The 22,500-nt window shown below is 45.3% G+C and carries 19 protein-coding genes; 5 read left to right on the plus strand and 14 right to left on the minus strand.

Features of this window, described 5'->3' with window-relative positions:
* Nucleotides 1-726, plus strand: coding sequence for a 3-ketoacyl-ACP reductase FabG2 (locus KFK88_RS01335; RefSeq protein ID WP_223576856.1), 726 nt, complete (start codon nucleotides 1-3; stop codon nucleotides 724-726).
* Complete coding sequence (locus KFK88_RS01340) at nucleotides 726-1,943, plus strand: beta-ketoacyl-ACP synthase (RefSeq protein ID WP_223576857.1); 1,218 nt, start codon at nucleotides 726-728, stop codon at nucleotides 1,941-1,943. Before KFK88_RS01335 ends, KFK88_RS01340 begins: the two co-directional genes overlap by 1 nt.
* A 29-nt stretch (nucleotides 1,944-1,972) precedes the next feature.
* Here KFK88_RS01340 and KFK88_RS01345 read toward each other — a convergent pair whose 3' ends face one another.
* The 5 genes from KFK88_RS01345 to trxA all read right to left on the minus strand — a co-directional run bounded on the left by KFK88_RS01345 (nucleotide 1,973) and on the right by trxA (nucleotide 7,131).
* The gene (locus tag KFK88_RS01345; RefSeq protein ID WP_223576858.1) at nucleotides 1,973-2,710 is read right to left on the minus strand and encodes an NAD(P)H-flavin reductase; all 738 of its coding nucleotides are present in this window, start codon (nucleotides 2,708-2,710) and stop codon (nucleotides 1,973-1,975) included.
* A gap of 10 nt (nucleotides 2,711-2,720) precedes the next feature.
* Nucleotides 2,721-4,205 carry a 4-hydroxy-3-polyprenylbenzoate decarboxylase gene (gene ubiD / locus KFK88_RS01350; RefSeq protein WP_223576859.1) on the minus strand — a complete coding sequence of 495 codons (1,485 nt, stop codon included), beginning with the start codon at nucleotides 4,203-4,205 and terminating at the stop codon, nucleotides 2,721-2,723.
* Between the two features lie 319 nt (nucleotides 4,206-4,524).
* A complete protein-coding gene (locus KFK88_RS01355) occupies nucleotides 4,525-4,926 on the minus strand; it encodes a hypothetical protein (RefSeq protein ID WP_223576860.1) in 402 nt (133 codons plus the stop codon).
* A gap of 373 nt (nucleotides 4,927-5,299) precedes the next feature.
* Nucleotides 5,300-6,556 (minus strand): transcription termination factor Rho, encoded by a 1,257-nt coding sequence (gene rho / locus KFK88_RS01360; protein ID WP_223576861.1) that lies wholly within the window; start codon nucleotides 6,554-6,556, stop codon nucleotides 5,300-5,302.
* Nucleotides 6,557-6,804: 248 nt separating this feature from the next.
* The gene (gene trxA / locus KFK88_RS01365) at nucleotides 6,805-7,131 is read right to left on the minus strand and encodes a thioredoxin TrxA (RefSeq protein WP_223576862.1); all 327 of its coding nucleotides are present in this window, start codon (nucleotides 7,129-7,131) and stop codon (nucleotides 6,805-6,807) included.
* Between the two features lie 114 nt (nucleotides 7,132-7,245).
* Here trxA and rhlB point away from each other — a divergent pair, with 114 nt between their 5' ends.
* A complete protein-coding gene (rhlB, locus tag KFK88_RS01370; RefSeq protein WP_223576863.1) occupies nucleotides 7,246-8,487 on the plus strand; it encodes an ATP-dependent RNA helicase RhlB in 1,242 nt (413 codons plus the stop codon).
* Nucleotides 8,488-8,694: 207 nt separating this feature from the next.
* Nucleotides 8,695-8,973, plus strand: coding sequence for a hypothetical protein (locus KFK88_RS01375; RefSeq protein WP_223576864.1), 279 nt, complete (start codon nucleotides 8,695-8,697; stop codon nucleotides 8,971-8,973).
* A 67-nt stretch (nucleotides 8,974-9,040) separates the two neighbouring features.
* On the opposite strand, the gene KFK88_RS01380 is transcribed toward KFK88_RS01375, so the two are convergent.
* The 3 genes from KFK88_RS01380 to KFK88_RS01390 all read right to left on the minus strand — a co-directional run bounded on the left by KFK88_RS01380 (nucleotide 9,041) and on the right by KFK88_RS01390 (nucleotide 14,606).
* Entirely contained in the window at nucleotides 9,041-9,538 is a 498-nt protein-coding gene (locus tag KFK88_RS01380) for an acyl-CoA thioesterase (RefSeq protein WP_223576865.1), read from the minus strand.
* 10 nt (nucleotides 9,539-9,548) lie between these two features.
* Complete coding sequence (locus KFK88_RS01385; protein ID WP_223576866.1) at nucleotides 9,549-10,436, minus strand: alpha/beta hydrolase family protein; 888 nt, start codon at nucleotides 10,434-10,436, stop codon at nucleotides 9,549-9,551.
* An 87-nt stretch (nucleotides 10,437-10,523) separates the two neighbouring features.
* Nucleotides 10,524-14,606 (minus strand): Ig-like domain-containing protein, encoded by a 4,083-nt coding sequence (locus KFK88_RS01390; RefSeq protein ID WP_223576867.1) that lies wholly within the window; start codon nucleotides 14,604-14,606, stop codon nucleotides 10,524-10,526.
* A gap of 96 nt (nucleotides 14,607-14,702) precedes the next feature.
* Here KFK88_RS01390 and KFK88_RS01395 point away from each other — a divergent pair, with 96 nt between their 5' ends.
* Entirely contained in the window at nucleotides 14,703-14,999 is a 297-nt protein-coding gene (locus tag KFK88_RS01395) for a DUF6916 family protein (protein WP_223576868.1), read from the plus strand.
* Between the two features lie 8 nt (nucleotides 15,000-15,007).
* Here the strand turns inward: KFK88_RS01395 and KFK88_RS01400 are convergent, their stop codons facing one another.
* The 6 genes from KFK88_RS01400 to KFK88_RS01425 all read right to left on the minus strand — a co-directional run bounded on the left by KFK88_RS01400 (nucleotide 15,008) and on the right by KFK88_RS01425 (nucleotide 22,346).
* Nucleotides 15,008-15,493, minus strand: a complete 486-nt coding sequence (locus tag KFK88_RS01400; protein WP_223576869.1) for a GNAT family N-acetyltransferase — start codon at nucleotides 15,491-15,493, stop codon at nucleotides 15,008-15,010.
* 1 nt (nucleotide 15,494) lies between these two features.
* Complete coding sequence (locus KFK88_RS01405) at nucleotides 15,495-16,025, minus strand: phage tail protein (RefSeq protein WP_223576870.1); 531 nt, start codon at nucleotides 16,023-16,025, stop codon at nucleotides 15,495-15,497.
* 9 nt (nucleotides 16,026-16,034) lie between these two features.
* Nucleotides 16,035-16,556: a phage tail protein gene (locus KFK88_RS01410; RefSeq protein WP_223576871.1), complete on the minus strand. Its 522-nt coding sequence runs from the start codon at nucleotides 16,554-16,556 to the stop codon at nucleotides 16,035-16,037.
* 9 nt (nucleotides 16,557-16,565) lie between these two features.
* Nucleotides 16,566-17,072 (minus strand): phage tail protein, encoded by a 507-nt coding sequence (locus KFK88_RS01415; protein WP_223576872.1) that lies wholly within the window; start codon nucleotides 17,070-17,072, stop codon nucleotides 16,566-16,568.
* A 35-nt stretch (nucleotides 17,073-17,107) separates the two neighbouring features.
* The gene (locus tag KFK88_RS01420) at nucleotides 17,108-21,877 is read right to left on the minus strand and encodes a beta strand repeat-containing protein (RefSeq protein ID WP_223576873.1); all 4,770 of its coding nucleotides are present in this window, start codon (nucleotides 21,875-21,877) and stop codon (nucleotides 17,108-17,110) included.
* A 76-nt stretch (nucleotides 21,878-21,953) separates the two neighbouring features.
* Entirely contained in the window at nucleotides 21,954-22,346 is a 393-nt protein-coding gene (locus KFK88_RS01425; RefSeq protein ID WP_223576874.1) for a hypothetical protein, read from the minus strand.
* Between the last annotated feature and the right edge of the window lie 154 nt (nucleotides 22,347-22,500).

Below are 22,500 nucleotides of genomic sequence, written 5' to 3' on the forward strand. Positions count from 1 at the left end.
ATGAATAGACGCGTTTTAATCACAGGCTCAAGTCGCGGTATAGGCAAAAGTATTGCCTTACAATTAGCTAAAGATGGCTTTGACATAACAGTACATTGTCGCTCAGGTGTTGAGCAAGCAGAACAAACAGTTGCAGAGATTCAAGCAACCGGAGGTTCAGCTCGATGGATACAATTTGATATTGCCGATCGCCAACAAACCCGCCAAGTCTTAGAGCAAGATATTGAAAACCACGGCGCCTTCTACGGTGTCGTTTGTAATGCCGGTATTACTCGAGACGGCGCTTTCCCAGCGCTCACTGATAGTGACTGGGATGATGTTATTCACACCAATCTTGACGGCTTCTACAATGTCGTTCAGCCACTTGTGATGCCGATGGTACGCAACAAAAAAGGTGGACGTATCGTCGCCATGTCATCGGTATCAGGCGTTCTCGGCAATCGTGGCCAAGTCAATTACAGCGCGTCAAAAGCGGGCTTAATCGGTGCGACTAAAGCTTTAGCAGTAGAGTTAGCTCGCCGTAAAATCACCGTTAACTGCGTCGCTCCAGGGTTAATTGAAACGGACATGGTGGATGAAGAGATTACGCAAGAAGCAATGAAAGTTATACCTGCACGTCGTATGGGGCGTCCCGAAGAAATTGCGGGCCTGGTTGGCTATCTTTTCTCCGATAATGCGGCCTATTTAACACGACAGGTTATCTCGGTAAATGGGGGAATGGCGTAATGAATCGTGTCGTCGTTACAGGAATGTCTGGTATCACAGCCTTTGGTGACGACTGGCAAGATATCTCAACCCAGCTTCGCTCTGGCAACAATGCCGTTCGCTTTATGCCTGAATGGGATCAGTGTGAAGGACTTCGCACCAGTTTAGCGGCACCTGTTGATTACAGTTTCCCGAAGCTACCGCGCAAGAAAATCCGCAGCATGGGCCGAGTGTCATTACTGGCTACTTGTGCCACTCAAACCGCTTTACAGCAAGCAGGTTTGCTAGAGCACTCCGCATTAACTAATGGCGACACTGGCATAGCCTACGGCTCTTCTTCGGGTAGCACCCGTACGATTCCTGTGTTTGGCGACTTGATCAAGGGCGGCCCCATGACTGGGTTTACCTCGACGTCTTATGTTGAAATGATGAGCCATACGGCCCCAGTTAACATGGGTGTGTTTTTCGGCACTAAAGGGCGAATCATTCCCACCAGCAGCGCCTGCACTTCAGGCAGTCAAGGCATTGGCTATGCGTATGAAGCGGTGAAGTACGGTCAGCAAAAGGTCATGATTGCTGGTGGCGCTGAAGAGCTTTGTATTACACAAGGCGCGGTGTTTGATTCTTTATTCGCGACCTCTGTACGGAATGACTCTCCAGAAACCACACCACGTCCTTTTGATAAAGACCGAGATGGCTTGGTTATTGGCGAAGGTGCTGGAACCTTGATCTTAGAAGAGTACGAACATGCCAAAGCGCGTGGCGCCACGATTTTAGCGGAAGTGGTTGGTTTTGGCTGTAACTCTGATGGTGCGCATGTAACCCAGCCGCAACGCGAAACCATGTCGGTCGCAATGCAGCTGGCTTTAAAAGATGCCAATCTAACCCCTAACGATATCGGTTATGTAAGCGCGCACGGCACAGCGACCGACCGCGGCGATGTCGCGGAAAGTCACGCCACACGTGATGTCTTTCAGCGCAACATTCCTATTAGCTCGCTAAAAAGCTATTTTGGTCATACCTTAGGCGCCTGCGGGGCAATAGAGGCTTGGCTTTCTATCGAAATGATGCGTAATAATTGGTATGCGCCTACCGCAAATCTTCAGAATATTGATCCAGAATGCGCCGAACTCGACTACATCACCGAAACAAATCGAGAAATGGACTACCAATACATTATGAGCAACAACTTTGCTTTTGGTGGGATTAATACGTCCATTATTTTCAAACGGGTGTGACACTTACTTCAGAGCAATAGTTCAGGAGACTAGTCCAGCACACCCATTTGACGTTTGATATCTAATATATCCGAGTGAATCGACTCTTTCGCAACCCCACGATCGAGCAGATCTTGATAGACCGATATCACCATCGGCTCCGAACCACCAATGTAAATATCCATGTCAGTAATGTCATCATAATCCAGCATAAAAGCATGGTGAACAAAGCCTTTTCGACCTTGCCATTCCTCATCAAGCCCTGACAGTACAGGAACATAGGTAAAGTTCGTATGTTTTTCTGCCCACTCTAGTGGCTCGCGATGGAGGTACAAGTCCGGTGATGTCTGCGCACCCCAATAGAGAATAAGCTCCCGGTCTTTTCCTTCTCTCAGCGCCGTTTTAATAATCGAATGGAAGGGCGCAAAGCCTGTGCCACCGGCGATAAACACTGCTGGGCGCTCGCTATCCGTTAATAAGCATGCGCCTTGTGCCATTTGAACGCGGACTTTGTTGCGGTGTTTTAGCTGACTCACGATCTTATCGGCTTCATCGTGCCCCGGTAATCTTCGAATGTGCAATTCCAGTACATCCTGTAACGGAGAGCTTGCTATTGAGAATGGTCTTAACGACCCATCTTCAAGCTCTAACATTAGGTATTGCCCAGCTTGATAAGCTGGTAACTCTCCCTCAGTCGGCTCTAGCTCTACCCAGTACACATCGCGTCCCATGCGACGCACTAATGAAACTTGGCACTCTACGAATTGCGCTTCGCTCTGTTCGGTCATACAACCTCAATTATTCTTCGTTATCTTTTGGTTCGAGTCCAAGCTCGTCCCACATTGAATCCACTTTATCTTTAACCGCTTGATCCATCACAATCGGCTCGCCCCATTCACGCTCCGTTTCACCCGGCCACTTATTGGTCGCATCAATCCCCAATTTCGAGCCAAGTCCAGACACTGGTGATGCAAAATCAAGGTAATCAATCGGCGTGTTATCAACTAAAGTACAATCACGCGTCGGGTCAACTCGCGTCGTAATCGCCCAGATCACATCTTTCCAATCACGAGTATTAATATCATCATCAACCACAATCACAAACTTGGTGTACATGAATTGACGCAAGAAAGACCACACGCCCATCATCACCCGCTTGGCATGACCGGGATATTGTTTCTTCATCGACACTACTGCCAAACGGTATGAGCAACCTTCTGGCGGCAGATAAAAGTCTGTAATTTCTGGGAATTGCTTTTGTAGAATTGGCACAAACACTTCGTTGAGTGCTTCGCCCAAAATCGCAGGCTCATCTGGCGGACGGCCAGTGTAAGTTGAATGATAAATCGGGTTGGCGCGCTGAGTGATACGCTCTACGGTGAACACCGGAAAACTATCCACTTCATTGTAATAACCAGTATGGTCGCCATAAGGTCCTTCGTCAGCCATCTCGCCGGGCTCAATATAACCTTCAAGTACAAACTCCGCAGAAGAGGGCACTTGCAAATCATTACCCATCGACTTAACCACTTCTGTTTTCTGACCACGCAATAGGCCGGCAAAACCATACTCGCTCAAGGTATCGGGTACAGGCGTTACCGCACCCAGAATGGTCGCTGGATCAGCACCAAATGCAACCGATACCGGAAAACGCTCCCCTGGATGCTTTTCACACCAATCTTTAAAATCTAGTGCACCACCCCGATGTGCTAGCCAGCGCATAATCAACTTATTCTTACCAATCACTTGTTGGCGATAGATTCCCAAATTCTGACGCTTCTTATTTGGCCCTTTGGTAACCGTTAAGCCCCACGTCATCAGTGGCGCAGCATCGCCGGGCCAACAGGTTTGCACCGGAATGCTTGTCAAATCAACCGCATTGCCTTCAATCACAATGTCTTGGCACGGTGCTTTCTTGACTTCCTTCGGCGCCATGTTCATCACTTTCTTAAATACTGGCAACTGCTGCCATGCATCACGAAAGCCCGCCGGCGGCGTTGGCTCTTTTAAGAAAGCCAACAATTCGCCCAACTCACGCAAACCCGTTAAATCTTCTTTACCCATCGCTAACGCCACACGTCGCGTGGTGCCGAATAAGTTGCCTAGCACCGGCACAGAGTGACCTTTCACGTTTTCAAACAGAATCGCTGGCCCGCCAGCACGCAAGGTCCGATCGCAAATCTCCGTCATCTCAAGATTCGGATCAACCTCCATCGACACGCGTTTAAGCTCGCCCATTGATTCGAGTTTTTCGATAAAGTCACGTAGATCTTTGTATTGCATGGGATTGGGGGTTGTTTGGTATTGGGGGTATTTTAGCAGATTATGAGTAAAACCCTACCAATTGGGTGTTTTACTGTTCATTTTCTTTGCTTGTCCAAAGAAAACGAACCAAAAGAAAAGACACCCCAGTCGCTTGGCCTACGGCTACCTTCGCTTTTTAAGAATGATTGGCGCATTTTGGAACTCGCTACGCTCAAACATCAAAATGCTTTATTCCAATAATTCTTAAAAACCTTCAGCAAGCTCAAAAGGGGAATCAAAGAGCACTAGCCTTTAAGCTACATACTATAAAGTATTGTCTGTACTTTGTATTATCCAGCTAACTTTTACGGGGAAACTCGTCGTCCTCAATCTTTTGCTCATTTTCAAGAGAGTTTCTATCCAAAACCTTATAAGTTATCCAGCCCCCAAGCGCACCGGCTAAACTGTACAGTGCATAGCCATACTCTGAAAATGGTAGCCAGTTTTCTGTTAAATGCAGCGTTAGCCAGAATGCGAGGCCAAAGATACAACCTGTGAAAGCGAGTGTATAGCGGTTTACTATCTTAAGTAAAATCAAGACAGTCATTAATAGTAAGTAAGGTGGAGCTAAGAGTGGGGTGTAAAAAATACTAAAAAGTGAATAGCCGAGAGTTGCTGAAAGTACTTGCGACCATTTTCCTTGGGTTAAGAATTCTATTAAAGCGCCTACAAAACCAATAAATGCTGCAGAAAATATCAAACTGAAGAAGAAGGCAGCTATTAGATGAACCTTACGAAACTTAAGGTTCTTATTAATTTTTTCCTTAAAACTAATATTTGTGCTCCTTCTATTAAAAATACTCCTAGAAAAGTAGATTTTTAGGATTTTGTGAGGCAGTGTCCTAAAAATTAAGACTCTTGATAAAAGAACACTCAACTAAAAATACAGATTTTTCTTTCTAGGCGAGGCGTAGAAAGAAAAAGATAATTTTTACTTTTAAAATATCACTAGAAAACTGGATTTTTAGTTGTTTTGCGAGGCAGTCTCTCGCACAGCGAGGGCGCGTATAATAATACGTAACCGAGCGAGCAAGAGACTAACAAAGCAAAAACCTAAAAAGACGTTTTCTAGGTTATTTTTTCATGGAGGTGAAGAACTCATCGTTAGTCTTCGTCATCGCCATCTTATCGATCAAGAATTCGATCGCGTCTAACTCGTCCATTGGGTGTAGGATTTTGCGTAAAATCCACATCTTTTGGAGTTCTTCTTGGCTCGTCAGTAGGTCTTCTTTACGTGAGCCTGAGCGGTTGAAGTCAATCGCTGGGAAGACACGTTTTTCTGAGATCTTGCGAGATAGGTGCAGTTCCATGTTACCTGTACCTTTAAATTCTTCGTAGATGACTTCGTCCATCTTTGAGCCAGTGTCGACTAGCGCAGTAGCGATAATGGTTAAGCTGCCGCCTTCTTCGATGTTTCGCGCTGCACCAAAGAAGCGCTTTGGGCGTTGTAGTGCGTTGGCGTCGACACCACCGGTCAGAACTTTACCTGACGATGGCACGACGGTGTTGTAAGCACGGGCTAGACGCGTAATCGAGTCAAGTAGGATAACCACGTCTTTTTTGTGCTCTACCAAACGCTTGGCTTTTTCGATCACCATTTCGGCGACTTGGACGTGACGTGCTGCTGGCTCGTCAAACGTTGAGGCAACCACTTCACCTTTTACTGAGCGCTGCATTTCGGTCACTTCCTCTGGACGTTCGTCAATAAGAAGTACGATTAGCATGCATTCTGGGTGATTGTAGGTAATTGATTGTGCGATATTCTGTAGCATCATCGTTTTACCGGCCTTCGGCGGCGATACGATAAGTGCACGCTGACCTTTACCTACAGGAGCAGCAAGGTCAATGACACGCGCGGTAATATCTTCTGTAGAGCCGTTACCGCGCTCCATGCGCATACGGTCATCAGGGTGAAGCGGTGTTAAGTTTTCGAATAGAAGCTTACGGCGAGAGTTTTCTGGGCTGTCGTAGTTAATTTCTGCGACTTTTAGTAAGGCAAAATAGCGTTCCTGATCTTTAGGTGGGCGTATTTTGCCGAAAATGGTGTCACCCGTTCGTAAGTTAAAGCGTCTGATCTGGCTTGGCGAGACGTAAATATCGTCTGGTCCTGCTAGGTAAGAGCCTTCCGCTGAGCGTAAGAAACCAAAACCGTCCGGTAAAATCTCTAAAACTCCACCACCAAAGATGTCTTCGCCACTTTTAGCGTGATTCTTTAGTAGTCCAAAGATGATGTCCTGTTTGCGCATACGCGCCATGTGCTCAAGACCGACGGCTTTAGCCATCTCAGACAGTTCTTGAGCGGATTTCTGCTTTAATTCTGTAAGATTCATAATGTTGAATGATTGTCTTTTGACGCATTGATAGACAATGCTTAGTGTTCCTGTGAAATTAGTGTTTTGGAATAGAAACGGAGTTTGCCCGAGGGCTTTTATTTGGACGCTGTGTTCAGCAAGGTTAAATGTAGCACTAGATGTAGGTGCTGTCTAGCGTGAGGAGTGTTTAATTTTGCAACAATCGATCAAAAAAGAGGCCGAAGCCTCTTTTTTTGTATCAATGGTTGTCTCAACAGCTATCTCGCTTAGATGTTACTGTCGATAAACGCCATCAACTGCGACTTTGATACCGCGCCCACTTTTGTTGCTTCAACATTACCGTCTTTAAACAACATCAAAGTTGGGATACCACGAATACCGTATTTAGGCGGTGTTTCGTTGTTTTCATCGATATTTAGCTTAGCAACTTTGACTTTACCGTCGTATGACTCGGCAATTTCGTCTAAAATTGGCGCGATCATCTTACAAGGACCACACCACTCAGCCCAGTAGTCCACTAATACGGGGCTATCTGAGTTCAACACTTCTTCTTCAAAAGTCGCGTCGCTAAGGTATACAATTTTGTCACTCATTCGGTTTTCTCCTACTAATTCGCTTGCGCTTGGTAGCTATCAGACGCACAATGGCCCTATTTGATACAATGACTTGCAATTTTGCAAGCATCCAATGGTAAAAAGTTATAATAGATGGACAAATCACATTTATCCGACACTCGCTTCAGCGATTTAGGTCTGCACCCGAAGTTACTTTCGGCAATCAATGACCTCGGTTTTCAGTACTGTACGCCAATTCAGGCTAAAACATTACCTTTATTACTTAAAGGACAAAATGTTGCTGGCCAAGCACAAACAGGTACTGGAAAAACCATCGCATTTCTGCTTGGGGTCATGAACGATATGCTCACCCTGCCAGAAATCGACGGTCGCCGTCCTAACGAGCCTCGCTCTATTATCATGGCACCAACTCGTGAGTTGGCGGTTCAAATTGCTAAAGACGCCTTGAAGCTTGCCAAACACGCAAAATTCAAGATTCGAGTGGTATATGGGGGCGAAGACTACGAAAAACAACGTAATCAGCTCGAAAAGGGCGTTGATATCCTTATTGGCACCACTGGACGCTTGATTGATTATCTAAAGCAGGGCGCCTACGGTCTTGAAGCCATCGATAGTGTGGTCCTCGACGAAGCAGATCGCATGTTCGATTTGGGTTTTATTAAAGATATTCGTTATTTATTCCGCAGAATGCCTGCCGCAGAAGATCGTATGAACATGCTCTTTTCAGCCACTTTGTCGCATCGCGTCCAAGAGTTGGCTTATGAGCATATGCATAACCCACAGCACGTCCAAGTGGCGGCTGAGCAAGTCACGGCGAAGAAAATTCGTGAGGCTTTATTCTATCCTAGCCGTGATGAAGCATTGCCACTTTTAGTTGGCCTGATGCAACGCCTTGAGCCACCACGCACCATCGTCTTTACTAACACTAAACGTGCAGCAGAGCACGTTTGGGCATGTTTGCGCGGTAACGATATTCAGGCAGGCTTGCTGACAGGTGATGTTCATCAGAAAAAGCGCCTGAAACTGCTTGATGACCTTAAAAACAATGCAGTTAATGTTTTAGTGTGCACCGACGTCGCAGCGCGAGGCCTGCATATTGATGATGTGACTCACGTATTTAACTACCACTTACCAGACGATGCCGAGGATTACGTCCATCGTATTGGCCGGACTGCACGTGCTGGAGCTGAAGGCGACGCGGTGAGCTTTGCCGGTGAAGACTTTGCGATGAACCTTACGGCTATCGAAGAATATGTTGGTCACGAGTTACCTAAGCTCGAGATTAAGCCCGAATATTTAGCCGAACTTAAGCCGTCAATTCCCTTAAAACAAAAAAGGCGCCACCCGACCCAACGTCGACAGTCCAAAAGTTAAAATCAAAGGCCACTCAGTTGGCCTTTTTTATTATTTAATATTTTTTCCCTGCGGTGTTATCGTATAAAATTTGAGTATTTTCGAGAACTGGTTCTCACTAATACCGCCCAAGCCCCCATTGATATATTTTGTTACATTCTACAGCTTCATTTTCACCCTCATTGTTTGCTACTTTCAACACTCACTTATATAAGAAAGGACTAAATAATGTTGAAACCACTGGTAATATTAGGCTTAGCATTTTCATTTGTAGGTTGCGCAACGAACTCTTCAGCTCCGGCTGCTGGAAACACCGAAGCGAAGCAAGTAGCAACAGACGACAAAAAGAAAAAAGTTATCTGTAAACGTGCTGCGCGAGTTGGAACGCACTTTAAAACAACTCAATGCTGGACAGCAGAGGAATATGCCCAAAAGCAAAAAGAAGACAAAGAAGCTATTCGCAACATGCAAAATAGCGGTGGAATGAAGGGGCCTGAAGGTCGCTAAAACTAAAAGGGTTAATCTCACGAGATTAACCCTTTTTTTATTCTTTAACCTACCAACATCTTAACCATCACTTCCATTTTTCAACAACATGTTTAATTCGTCCCTCGCGACGGCCAACATGAGACTTAATCTGCTCAGCTAACTCAAAGTGTTTACGCTCTTTATCCGTTTCAATCACTAAATCAGGTACAGTAACAGGGTTTCTGTCCTCATCAAACGCCACTAGCGTGAAGTGAGCCGTTGTACTCAGTATATCGCCTTCATCGCCACCTTTATCCACAAAAACATCCGTCCGGACCATCATTGATGAACTGCCAACCAAAACCACTTTTGCAACGGTCTTAATGCGATCACCGACAAAGATAGGGCGCTTGAAAATCACTCTTTCCACTGAAGCAGTCGAAACCGTTTTACCAGAGTAACGGATAGCCGCTAAAGCCGCAGTTGAGTCCATAATAGCCAGTAGTTCGCCACCAAACATATTGCCATACGGGTTGCTTTGGTTCGGAAATACAAAGTTCCAAGTTTCCAGGGCTTCAGAGGTTTTTTGCTCACGTTCTGACATTAAGACGTTCCTAATCAGTTAAAAAATTAACTATAGGTTGCCATATTCCGTGTTCAATTTCTTTCTTTTTCTTAAACAATCCAAAGTGCCCTATACTCTTTAGTTCTAACGATTGTGGTGAGACATCGATCACAGCCTTTTTAGCCTTCATGTAGTGTTTCAGAAGCCCGTCCCGAGCTTCTTTGGGTGCGTACCAATCATCTGTAATGGTGATACCCATTATGTCAGCTTCTATTTTGGTGTAACCCGATAAATCCAGGCCATGCTCTGGAGTAAATAAATAATCCTTAGACCGCGCCCACGTTAACCATTGTTTAACGGCATTTTTAGGTACTGGGATCGGCCCAAGAAATCGTGACTTGAAGACGTCACCGAATTGTAGGGACATAACTATAGGGAACACCAAATACCAAATGGCTGCTAACGCATATTTCTGTAACCCTGGCCATAAACGCCATGCGCCAACACCGCTGGCTGCAATCACAATTTTATCCAACTGGTTGCTCGAGGGTGCTAAGCCTATAATTTGTCCACCCGCGCTATGCCCCAAGTAATACAGTTGCTCAGGCTGATACTGTTTTTGTACAAACTGAATGGCGGCTTCTAGATCTTGTTGGCCCCAGTGTTGCATTAGGATTTCGGAGGTTGGCATATTTCCATGCTTGGAGTGGCTAATCCCTCGATAGTCAAAGGTTAAAACCGTGATCCCTTGTTTCGCTAGAAACCCAGCAATATGCTTGTAATATTGATAAGGAACACCAAAAGCTGAGCCGATGATTAAGACTCGATCAACTTTAGCTGTGTTTTGTGGATGATGGTTTATTGCTGTATAAATAGCACCGTGTAACTCATAACCATCGTCTGCCTTAAAACTGGTTTCTGATACTTTAAAACCCAAAAAAGATACCTATAGAACCTTAAGAATGATCTATTGATACCTTATTTAGACACAAAAGGCCAGACCTCTGGCCTTTTGTGCGTGCCGCTACAATATCCTGCGGCGTATTGCCACCAATCCGAGCAACAATAAAAGTATAAAACCAATTTGCCCGCCACCTGAATCTCTTTTTGGCGTCACCTTGATCCGAACTTCTTGAGAGTTATTGCTTGGGTTCAAGTCTTCTACTACGGAAGACACCTCAGCACGAATCAAGGCCTCACCTACATTCATCGCCAGAAGCCTTAACGGAACCATAACACTGTCACCTGGCATTAAGGTACCGATGTCACAACTGAGCGCAGAGTCGGTAATGGTGCAGTCTTCACTGCCTGAACCGAAACGTATGACGTTAAGACGCGAGTTGATGCTGGCAGTTAGTGTTACTGATTGCGCGGAACTCGGCCCATTGTTGACCACTCTTAACTGTGCTTCAATCACACCGTCAGTCGTTACTGTTGAGACATTAGCAGAGTAGGTCAGAACTAAATCCGTTTCTGCCACACCGAAGTCACCACCGCCTTGATTAATGTACAAAGCACTACCTTCACTCAATGATTCAGCAAGTAACAAATTAAACATCCCATAATCCCCAAGCACCCAAGCAGAGCTTGTATAAGCTTCGTTCTGTAATAATTTATTAGTTACCGCTAGATATCCATCCTCATTCAAATATATCTGGTGGAAGCCAGACGTGTTAGCAACAAAAAGATCTTCATCACCATCCCCGTCAATGTCATTAACAATCACTTGGCTACTATCAACCGCGCCGAAAGTTACCATTTCTATAAGCGAATCGCTCCAACCATAAATCTTATTTACGGGTACAGACTCAAGGTCATTATTATTTATTGCTCCCGCGGTTACGAATTCTTTAGTACCATCACCGTTAATGTCAACAATTCCCAAATCACTAACTAAACCTGTTTCTACCACTCTATAATTACCTTGAGTACCTGTATTATCTAATAATTGATCGTTACGGTAGAAATGACTTGTGCCATCTGACTTTGCAATTAAAGCGTCAACATTGCCATCCTTATCGACATCAGCAAGAGCTATCCTAAAACTGGTTTCTGTGTTTATTAAAGTATGACTCAGTTGTAGTGCTCCATCTTGATTCAAGTAAACCTCATCAGCACTGTCTTTATTCAAGACAATCGCATCTACCCAACCATCACCATTAATATCATCAGTTTCTACAGCATGACTACTCGATATCCCCAGTTGTTGTGTTTCTACAAAAGTACCCATACCGTTACCAGCAAAAACAAGAGTTGGGCTGTTATCATCCGTCGCGACAACCAGATCGATATTACTATCAGCATTTATATAGTCTAACCTTGCATCAACTGGAGATTCCGATCCGCTTACATCAAATATTTTTTCAAAGGTATTTGAACCTTGGTTAGCAAAGACAGTTGCTAGAGCATCTGCTCCACGCAGCAATACAACATCGTCATCTCCGTCGTTATCGATATCACCAACCGTGACAATTTGCGACTTTGCCTCACCAACCGTGTCCGCTTTTTCTGCCATTAAGCCATTAGTTACTGACAAACCGTAACCTAATTCGTTGTTTGATGTGTCAGCATCATCACTTGATGTTAACTTGGCATAACTGTATATATCCCCCAAGCTATGGCTACTTAAGGACACCAAAATATCATCTTGCTGATCAACCGCCACACTAGGAATTGAACAATTCAGAACTAACAAGTTAACTTGGCATCGACTATCTACACTCATAATCGTGGTATCACCCGTCAATTTAATCAGTAGCTCTACGTTAGAAGCTGTATCTGGCCCACTATTAGTGATCGTGTAAGTTAAGGTAAACTCTTCACCAAGTTTCGGTGCAACAGAATCTACTTTCTGAGTCATTGACAAGTCGTTACTATGAATCGAGATCACTGTCACTTCGAATGACTGCTCAGTTGCATCCTCTCCGTCAGACACACTAAGTACGACATCATGCACGCCACGATCCGCTGTCACTGGTGTACCAACTAACTGATCGCCAATCAGCTGCAACCATGCTGGCAATACTGAAGCTGTCAGTATTAACGGTTGACCTTCTTCATCACTTGCTACTACTTGATAACTATATTGATCTCCTTCTACAACACTGGTAATTGGCAATGACTCGAACACAGGCAAGTCATTGACAGGATTAATTGTAAAGTTGATGGTCGCAATATTCGAGTCAGCACCAGCATCATCTTTCACCTGGTACTGTGCTTGATCTGCACCATTAAAGTTAGCGTTAGGCGTGTACGTCATTTCACCATTCGCTGTGCTGAAAGTCAGTGTTCCCGAGGAGGGTTGGCTGACAATATTTATGGTACTGAAGTCAAAACTATTGTCTTCCGTATCATTATCGAATGGGTTAAAGGTTACTGGAGTATCTTCATCCGTTGACACAACGTCATTACTTAATACTGGCGGTTTATCCAGCTCAGTAACCACCAATGTAAATTGCTGCTCTGTTACTCCTGTACCATCATCAGCCTCAATCGTTATGTCATAGTTACCTCGATCCCCCACCTGTGGAGTTCCCGTTAGCTGCGTTCCTGAGAGAGTTAGCCATCTGGGTAAACTTACAGCACTGAGCGTTACGCTATCTCCTTCAACATCAGATACAGCTATATCATAAGTGTAAGTGTCTTCTTCTAATACTTGCATTATTGGAGTCGAATCAAACACTGGTAAATCATTCACCGAGTTTATAGTGAAGTTAATGGTCGCAATATTCGAATCTGCACTGGCATCATCTTTCACCTGATACTGTGCTTGATCTGCACCATTAAAGTTAGCGTTAGGCGTGTATGTCATTTCACCGTTCGCTGTGCTGAAAGTCAGTGTTCCCGAAGACGGCTGGCTGACAATATTTATGGTACTGAAGTCAAAACTATTGTCCTCCGTATCATTATCGAATGGGTTAAAGGTTACTAGAGTATCTTCATCCGTTGACACAACATCATTACTTAAGACAGGAGGGTTATCCAGTTCTGCAACATCAATGCTGATTGTTTCTGAGTCGGTACTATTATATTGATCTGCCGCAATAATAGTGACTGTGTAAACCGCTCCTCCTTGCGCCTCTGATGGGGTCCAAGAGAAATCTCCAGTCATCGGACTTATTGCCGCTCCAACTGGCGCTCCAGCACCTAAGCTATAAGTGATAATGGCGGCTGGATCGACATCTGTAGCCTTTGCGGTGAAGGTTAAAGTGTTTGTTGCTTCAACTGTTTGATTGCCGATTGCTGATAATATAGGAGCATTATTAATGGCTGTTATGCTGTATACAGAAGATACACTGTTATTAAGCTCGGTCGATCCGCTGGTAAATGTTGCTATCAAGTCTTTATTCCCAGGTGTAGTAAACTGCAACATACAGCTCCCTGCTGACGCACTCGCGGTACAACTGTCTACCCCGTCAGTAACTTCTACTGTTCCCGAAACAGGAATACCGCCAGCTACTGGATCAACAGTTACAGCATAATTCACTGTGACCGTATCACCTGGATAAATACTTGATGGGCTCACCGCAGTAATATTGGTCGTTGTATTTGCTGCACTAGTCAGCACATTGATATTGTTACTAGAGCTCTTATTTTCAGTATTACCAATATAATCAGCTGTCACATTATAGTTGCCAGTGCTGAACGCCGAATCATAAGTTGCGACACCGCTAGCATCCAGAGCAACCACTGTCGCGCTACCACCATCTATCCGAAACTCAACATTACCTGTTGGCGTCTCTAAACTACTATCCGTGGTATCAACCGTTGCAGTGAAGGTCACGTTCTCACTGGTTGTCGGTGTGGTATCGCTGGCAATTAATTGTAACGAAGTATCCGCAGCATCGACTGTGGTTATCGTCACATCAGCTAATGCGACAGTATCAGGATCGTCACTAGAAACATCAGCAAAGTTATCTCCCGTTACTACGGCTTGAGAGCTCACTTCATTGCCGGGTGTGTCTGAGTTAATCGTCACATCATAACTGATGGTGACCTTCTTCCCTGCAGGTAGATTGCCTAAGTTTATTTGCGGTGCCGCATGTGCTGACAACGTCATGATCGATATTACACTCAACAATCCTAGGCCAATATTTCTACGGCTCATGATACTTTCCTCATTCTTAAGCAATCGCTTAAATTTTTAATGCAATAAATGTTTTCTTTGTTAACATGACATTCTCATCATCAAGAAGGAATGATCATGTCAACAATCAGTCAGGACGCTTTTCGCCAAGCTTTAAACTCAAACTTCACAATCAAACAAGGCGACAACAACACTCAACTTACGCTTATTGAATGTAGTGACCAAACATCCAATAACGTTCCCGACTTTGAACGTTTTTCACTCTTGTTCGAGTCGTCTGACTCACTTTTAGAGCAATCAACTTACTCTCTTTATCACGCTGAACTCGGTTCTAATGAACTATTTTTAGTACCCGTTCATGGCGACGATAATGGCTTCCAATATGAAGCAATCATTAATCGTAAAAAGGATTAGCGTCTGTTCTAGGCAGCTTGTTTACTAGTGCGCTTCTCCATCAACCAGTAAACACCCTTATCGCCTATTTGCTTAAACCCCAAGCGCTGATACAAGCTCAGCGCAGGGTTGTTTTTTTCTACGTGTATTCGAACACACAAACTTTTCTCTTCTGCGTTACGTATGATAGTTTTGAGAATGCCGGTCCCCAGTCCACTGGTTCGAAACTGTGGTAACAAAGCAATATCCACAATTCGGATCTCATCTTCTCGATAATCTAAATACAAACGTCCTGCATCGATATGATTCACCTGGATGATCTCAAAAGTCGCGCTTGGAAACTGCTCCTGATAAAAGCGATGCTGTGCTTCAAACTGCATGCTCAGGAACGCTTCAATTTGCTGCTGTGACCAATCCGTTGCGCTCAGTTCATCAACACGGGTGCTGATATAGACAGACTTCAAAAAGCTCAAGTCACTTTCTTCAACAGCTCTGTAGCTCACAGCAGAATCCATACTAGCTCCGGCTTGGATACAGCCCCTGCAAGGCAATGATAAAGTTCATCGCTAAAAAAGGCTGCATATTGTTGTGAGGTTGACTCCCGCCTGATGCCTCAATTGCTGCATCAGCCAGAGGCTGTAGATTTGAAGGATTCCCATACAACTCTTTCCCACTTTCAAGGGTTCCAGGTACAGAGTCTTTCGGATTATTGGTTCCATCAAACTCAGCTTCATCTGCCGAGCCCATCTGCGTATGCGTATGATTTGGAATTTGTGCTTCTGATAAGGTCACGCTTTCGACACCACCGCTTTGGCCCAAGCGCTTTGCCGTTAAGCCAGGTCCTCTTCCTGGATGCATTGGCGCTCGGCCTTCCATATTTGGTAGTGCCGTCGTAGAGCGTCCATCACCCCCATAAGTGGTGCCAATCAATGAAAACAACGCCGTGTTTTGTGAGATGGGTAATAGCTGTCCATTACAAAATGCCCAGCCACGTGGAGCAAAATTTCCTGCGAATATTCTAATTTCAGCAATAAATGGTTCTGACATATCTAATCCTTAGTGACGCGATGGGTATATACCAAACAAGGCGACGATAAAATTAACGCACAAATACGGCATTTCATTTTGGTGTGATCTAGAGCCACCAACACTTACCACATTTTGTGATGCCATGTTTTCTGGGCTGCCTGCTGGAACATACGCATCGTAGCCCACACTTTGCGCCAAGGTTTCATTCACACTAGGACCTGTTTCACTTGCAGGTGTATCGACACCATTAAATGTATGGCCGTGTGATGGTAGTTGATTGACGGTGAGTGTCACTTCTTCAGCTCCGCCTCGAGAGCCTAATCGTCTTGGTGATAATCCGGGGCCCGTTCCAGCATGAATTGGTAAGCGACCACGCATGTCAGGCAAGCCAAATGTTGTTCGGCCATCACCACCATAAATCGTTCCAAACAATGAAAATAGGGCGTCGTTTTGCGATACCGCCAATAATTGCCCATCGCAGAACGCCCAGCCTCGAGGAGCAAAGTTACCCGCGAACATTCGAATTTCACCAACAAAAGGTTCCGACATAACTCCTCCTTAATTTCGTGACGGGAATAACCCTTGTAACGCAATACAAAAGTTTAGTGTGGTGTAAGGTTGCATATTCTCATGAGCTTGACCGCCACCTGTATGAGTTAAAAAACTACTCGCCATCGCAACTGCATTAGCGCTGTCGTAAGCTGAGTAGGTATTTTCCCTTGCCCCGGCCAAGCTCTTACCACCCGGAGAAGTTGCAGTCGCATTATCATGTGAGGCATTAACAACATGTTTATGCTGCGGCATTTCACTGATGGAGAGTGTATGCGTTTCCTCGCCACCTTTTTGCCCTTCACTGTGGCCGTTACCCACATGAATAGGCGTACGTCCTCGCATATCAGGTAAAGCAAAGCTTGTTCTTCCGTCACCACCGTAAGTCGTGCCTAGCAACGAATAGAGCGATTGGTTTTGATTGATTGGCATGATTTGTCCATCACATAATGCCCAACCTCGCGGGGCAAAATTAAAACCAACCATCCTTACTTCAGCTAAAAAGGGTTCTGACATCTAAGTCTCCTCCATCAAAATTCTGTTATTATTCTCTACGGTAGCGGCACGCTGGCACATGTCGCTGAATTAAATGTTGGCGCATCACCCACCACATTCACTGTTGAACCATTGTTATCCGAGGCAATGGCAGCAACCGATGCTTGAGTCACAGAGCCGCCTGCACCAGTGCTATCAAAGTCTAGCTCTATGGTACCGACTGAATTACCGCTGAGATTGAAGCAAGCGCTTCTTCCTGTGTCGCGCACATCCTCTACGACAATCGTTTTATTTCCAGCCTGAATACCTGAGAACGTGTTGTTTGATGCCGCCACATTCAAATGGGATGCACCGCTAGCTGTATCATCATCAGTAAAGATAAAAATACCGTCGTCACTGTCTGTAATTACGCCGTCATCACCATTAACTGCCGTTATGGTGTTATTGCGAATGGTGAAGTTTCCAGTTCCTGCAGCATCTCGGAAATCAATTCCCACACCGTCATCATCGAAGCTAATAGTATTGTTATTGACATCGATGGTGATGTTCATGGTGCTAGTGCCTGAAATGTGACCGTCAAAATCTAAGTCCAGTCCGTCAGCATTATCGGATGAGAATGTATTCCCTGTGATCGAGCCACTCATGGTTAAGGTTGAACTCGCTCCGGCTAGGCCAATCACCTGCACACCTTCACCTTGCACACCCGTCAGATTATTGTTGTTGACATCAAAGGTCGTGGTCGAGCCCGCAGATCCAATAATGGCAATACCGCCACCGTTCGGGAAGTTATCAGGCCCGCCACCATTGGTAGAGGTGACTCCTGTCACTATAAGGTTGTTAGTTCCCGTTCCTTGTGCAAAATAAGCAATCACATCTGATTCAACATTGTTAAAGCTGCCACCCGAAAGCAATACATCGGTATTAATCGAGCCTTCACTTTGCACACGGATTGCATCTTCGCCTTGTGTATCATCGTTGTCGTTCACACTGACATTAACCATGTCTAAGTCGAGTGAGCCACCACCTTCATTGACAATATCAATCGCACGTTCATGTGTGTTGGTAATGATTACGTTTTCAAATCGTGCAGTGCCGAAGAGGCCATTTTGGCCTAAGGTTTCAGCAACAAAGCCGAAGGTATCATCGTCAGCAGCGGCTTCCGTGCTCCCTGCATTATCCACCGTAGTATTGCTCACAGTAATACCATTCACGCGCAAGCCTTTAATCGCTTCCCGATTGATGTTACTGATTTGCAAACCATTAAACACAGGATCTTTGGTATCAGTTAAACGTATCGCTTCAGTAGTGATATTCGCCAGAGTACCGCCCGAACCGAACGTCGTTGCAATGCCCGTTACAACTAAGCTACCTACCGTACCGGTATCATCCAATGAGATAGCATTTGCGCCACCGTTTTGAGAAATGCTCTGGAAATTAAGGTCTCCTGCGCCTATAGTCGTGCTCGCTACGTTAAGCGCACCACCCATACCAGCGTTAATGGTATTACCAGGTCCAGTAACACTGACCGTACCGCCACCACTGATATTTACCGCAAGCCCCGCCGTCGCATCAATATCTAGGCCACCGTTAGTCACATTAACCACCGCACCTGAATTGTTTGTAATTTTTAACGCTGTATTGGTAGCGGTGTTAATTACCTGTGAGCTACCGCTGAGATTAATCGTGCCCCCAGTATTACTGTCGATATTGAGACCTGCGCCTGTTTCGCTAATAGCACTACTGATATTCACCGTCCCACCGGTTCTGCCGGTAACTTCCACCGCACGGTTTTGTGAGTTAGTAATTCCGGCCGACATGATGACATCACCTGAACCACCATTAACGTCAAAGGCATTGGCCACAACTGGCGTCATCGAGCCAATCGATCCGCTAGTGATATTTACCGCATTGGTATTACCTACAATTTCGATACCGTTACCCGTAATGCCATCTAAATCTACAGCGGTTACATTGACGTCGCCATTTGGCCCATTCAGGTATAAGCCTCGACCACTCACATTATCCAATGTAACGGAGCCAAAGCTGGTGTTTGCTGTAGAAGCATTCACTTCAATACCGTCGCCACCACCTGAAGTTCCCGCGACATTAACACCACCAAGCGCAAACATTCCGCCTCCGACATTGGTTAAGTTGATCGCATCGGCAACGATAATACCGGCACTTGTAGCACTGCTGATATTGACGCCACCAGAACCGATGGTAATCCCATTAAGTTCAATTAACGGCCCTGTTACTGAATCAATAGTGTTTGATGCGCTTGATAGCGATAAATTACCACCACCACTTGCGACTATGCCTTTACCTGACGTCGTATCAATGTCTAAAGCACCGCTGAGATCAACAGTCAGCGCAGAGGCATTACCCGTCATGCTTATAGCATCGGCAGCAGCTGTATTAAGGGTAAATGAAGGGGCGAGAGTAATAGTGCCACCACTATTATTAGTAATCACAATAGCGTTATCGCCGTTCGTTTGACTGACGCTTCCTGCGACAAAGTTTAAACTGGCGCCGCTGTCACGAACCTGAATGGCTTTTTGTGTAATGTTAGAAAAAGTCGCGTTATCCATGCGGACATTGGCGCTTCCCTGATTGATATCGATACCTTCAGAAGTACCGTCTAAGGTTACTGTTCCTTCTAAGTTATAGGTTCCGTCGGCCTGCAGAAACTGAATACCCGTACCGTCTGTTGCGTTTAAATTACCAGTGAAGCTCACGGTTCCAGTATCATGGTAATACACCACGAAAGCTCCGCTATTTTCGCTTTGATTAATGTCGCCGCTGTACTGGATATCAGACGAGCCACCCGAAACAAAGAACAAAGCGCCCGATGCTTTGTCGATCGTCCCTGAACCAAAATCAATATTGCCGGTACCATTACCCGACACCTGAACACCATTACCGCCAATATTGTTAGCCGTTGTTCCCACAGTTACGCTATTAAATGTCACACTGCCAGTATTACTGACCACTTCAATGCCATTGCCAGAACTGCTTCCTACATCAACATCACCCAAAGTTACAGAATCAATATTTTCGCGGATATAAACACCGACATCAGTGCCGAAACCGTTAGAGTTTCTAGCAGTCACATTACCCAAAATCAACTGTCCTAGAGTATTATCAGCATCAACCTCTAAAGCATTCTCTCCAAAACCGTCAACTGATATGTCACCTAGTACGGTAATATCTGCTGTGCCTCTTGCGATACGAAGTCCATCGCTATTGGCATTGTTTACGGTAATACCGCCTAGCACCTCAACTGCACCAGCCAAGTTAAACAAATCAACACCTCGCTGACCGGAATTTGTTGAACTTAGGCTATCTAAAGTCAAAGTACCGACGTTTACCCCTGTTGTGCCACCATTCAAAATCACAGCAGCACCATTAGTGGCATCAATCACATTATTAAAAGTATTAGCATCACTAAGATTAAGTAGGCCACTATTTGCAATCAGTCCATTCCCGTTTATTGTAGTGATGTCAAAGTCGCCGTTAAAGCTATAACTTGCGGTCGAACCATCCTCAAGATTCACGGCCGTTCCCACGCCTGAAGTTACGATGACATCTTCAAACTCAAAGGCAGGGGAGCCTGAGTTATTGAATAAATTTATTGCGGAACCACCATTATTCGACAAGGCCCCAGTAACACTTAAACCACCACCCGTCTTGTTCTGCACATCAATATTACGGCCACCGTTTATCGTCACATCACCATCCAGTGTTATGGTTGCCGTGCCGCCATCGACTGCCACGGCATTAGTGCTTGTCGAGCCCGTAATATTCCCGGTGTAGACAAAGTTCCCCGTGTGGTTATCCAGATCGAAAGCACCGCCCGTTGCAGACAACGTTATGGTTGAGTTTTGTAACACACCTCCTGAAGCGCCCGATCCAACAATGCTGTAACCTGCGCTCGGTGTGAAATCAAAACCTTCGATAGTGTTATCAGCAGCCAGAGTCAGGCTCCCGCTAAAGCCCGGTGCTGTTCCGGCTGGAATAATGGTTGCGCTGCCAGCGCTTAATTCAGAACCTGCTCCTACCAAACGTTGATTAGCTTCCAGCTCGAGTGCATCAGCATAAGTCCCTTCAAACAGATAAATGACATCACCAGCTTCGTCGCTATCGCCAACGCCACCTGCACCATTTATCTCTGCAAAGCTGTTAAACGGCATACTTTGTGATCCATCACCGCCAGCCGCAGCATTCGCATCAACAAACCAGACTTTGCCAGTCACATTCATCGTTACGGTACCTGAACCCGTCATCGCGTCATCGTCAACTGCGGTATAGTTAAAGGTGTCTGTGCCTGTAAAGTTAAGGGCAGGGGAGTAGCTAAAACTACCATTAGCATTAATCGTTACTGTGCCACCTTGAGCTGTTGTTACCACCTCTGCGGTCACCGTCATTCCCGCGTTAGTCGGCGCATTAGCATCCTTTGGATCAAAGTCATTGTTGAGCAGTCCGTCAGCTACGCTCGCAGTGTAAGTCACATTTCCCAAGGTACTGTAGTCATCGTCAACTGCAACAGGAGTTACCCTAACGGATCCAGCCACCAACGTTGTGTTCGTGTCCAATGTGGCTTCAAACATGACGTTTTGCGCCTCATCGCTACCCGCTGTATTATCCACGTCACTCTGGTAAGTAACGGTATCGCCTCGATCCACATTGCCGTCGCTATCATTATCTGTGGTCACCTGATCATCGAGTTCGACTTTAACATCAGGTGCCGCAGCCATACTGTTGAACGTCATCGCCGAGAGCGTGACAAATACGGCTATTCGGGTTTTAGATACAGTTTTTTTCAACATGAGGTAGTCCATGTAACGGTTATAATTAATGACAAGGTTTGAACACTTTCACCAACACAGTCTGGGTTAACGAGTCTTATTCGTCAGCGTGGACCGTAACGTCTGCGAGATGAACAATCATGCCACCTTTTTCAAATTTCAAATCCAAACAGCCGTGAGCATCCACCACTGCCTCGACGGTCGTCCCGCCTTCATAACGAAAATAAGCGTCTAAGCCACGATAGCGAATTAAACCGCCCCAGGTCTGTTGGGTCCACGGTAAATCTGAAGATGTGTATTGAGGAAGTTTCTTTTCGGCGAGGTCGATGAAGTTGATTTCACCCATGCCCGGAACAAAAATAATATGGTTGCCCCAATTATCAAAGGTGACGGTTTTACTAGGGCCGATGACACTTTTGGCGTTATTTGCCGCAGGATCATCCAGATGGAGAGAATGGAAATAGTTGTTGGTTATTTTCACGTTGTACATGAATCTGTCCTTATCCTTTTCAATGCTGACTCAATGTCTTTAGGATCCCTATTTGTCCTTGATGCCGTTCAAATATATCCCAGTTAATTTACAATACTGTGAACTGCATCACTTAGCAAGCACTAGTTATTCAATAACCAACAACTCCTACCAC

Origin of the sequence: Kangiella taiwanensis, assembly GCF_020005165.1 — a bacterium.
GTDB classification, from domain to species: domain Bacteria; phylum Pseudomonadota; class Gammaproteobacteria; order Enterobacterales; family Kangiellaceae; genus Kangiella; species Kangiella taiwanensis.